We start from the raw sequence: 1,294 nt of genomic DNA, 5'->3' as shown, positions 1-1,294 counted from the left end.
AGATGCCATTGACGATCAGCGCCACGGACAAGGCCGCCGAACGCAGGTACATCAGGCAGAAGATGCAGCAGATGACGGTGATGCCCATGTAGAAAGCCACGTGGGCCTGGGCATAACTATCGCCGTAGGGAAACAGCAGTACCGACCATAGCGAAAAACTCAAGGCAATCGGTGGCGCCAGCAGATTGGTGCGCTTCAAGGCAGCGGCGGCCATGCCGGGGGTAGGATCGACGTGGCGACCGCGCCACCAGAAACTGATGCGGATCACGCACAGCACCGTGAGCAGCACCGGGAAGTACAGCCCCAGCCAGAGTGGGACCAGGCCCAGGTAGGTATAGGCCAGCCCCCAGGTATTGATGAGCAGGATCAGGTACATCATGGGCATCTTGCCGGCAAATGCCCGGTACTGCGCGATCAGCAATTCAGGCTGGTCGACGTTCACGCGCCAATAGCGGCGCACCATGCTCATCAATGCGGAAGGAGCCATCCTGTGCCCTGTACTTGTTCGGGAGTGCGCCATGCCAGCGCGGTCTTGCTGGGGCGGTGAGCCGCCATGGTGTGCTGGTAACCCGGCCTCATTATAGCTGTGCAGGAGCCTGGTCAAAGTCAGGAAAAGCCTGATGGAATGCCGCTTTCCGGCGTAAAACGATGCCGTCTGGCAAGGCTTGATGCGGGTCGCGGAAAACGCAGCTGACTTTTGATGCGTTTTGCCGGCCAATGCAGCAAGTCGGCTGCTTGTCCTACAGCCGCAGAGAAAAGGCTCATCTACAATCTGACGTAACCAGCAATCAAGGTGCGCCATGTCCAAGCTTTCTCCCAGCGCCCCGCCCATGCGACCATTCGCCGGGCCGGGCAGCGCCGTCGCCTTGCCGGCGGCTTTCCTCGCTCTCGATGCGCAATGGCGCGTGCTGTACCTGGATGAGGTAGCCCAGGTGCTGCTGCAGGCCAGCCACGCAGCAGCGGGCCGATCCGTGTGGCAAGCGTGCCCGGCGCTGGCCGGCAGCGTGCTGGAAGAATCCATGCGCGCCACCCTGGCCGATGGCCAAAGCCGGCAATGCCTCTACCTGCCCCCCGGTCAGCCCTACGCCTATGAAGTGATCTGCTATGCCAGCACCCAGGGGCTGTCGGTGAGCCTGCGGGCCGAGGTGGCGGGTCTCACGCGCGCCTCCGAGCAGCGCCGCCGCTTCTACGAAACCTTCCCTCTCACACGCCCGAACTGGGCTACGCCTGGGATCTGCAACACCGCTTCACCTATGCCAACGGGTGCTGCTGCAGATGTGGGGCAAGACCTGGG

The 1,294-nt window shown here is 62.5% G+C and carries 2 pseudogenes; one reads left to right on the top strand and one right to left on the bottom strand.

Going from position 1 to position 1,294, the window contains the following annotated elements:
• Positions 1-487 (bottom strand): annotated as a pseudogene (locus tag I5W_RS19695) (GGDEF-domain containing protein); the annotation flags it as partial.
• Positions 488-800: 313 nt separating this feature from the next.
• On the opposite strand from I5W_RS19695, the pseudogene I5W_RS19690 reads away from it, so the two are divergent.
• Positions 801-1,294, top strand: a pseudogene (locus I5W_RS19690) (hypothetical protein); the annotation flags it as partial.

This window comes from Herbaspirillum sp. B65, assembly GCF_000333555.1.
Classification (GTDB): domain Bacteria; phylum Pseudomonadota; class Gammaproteobacteria; order Burkholderiales; family Burkholderiaceae_D; genus Herbaspirillum; species Herbaspirillum rubrisubalbicans.
The sequence above is the reverse complement of the archived record's forward strand: the minus strand, read 5'-3'. Positions and strand labels throughout refer to the sequence as shown.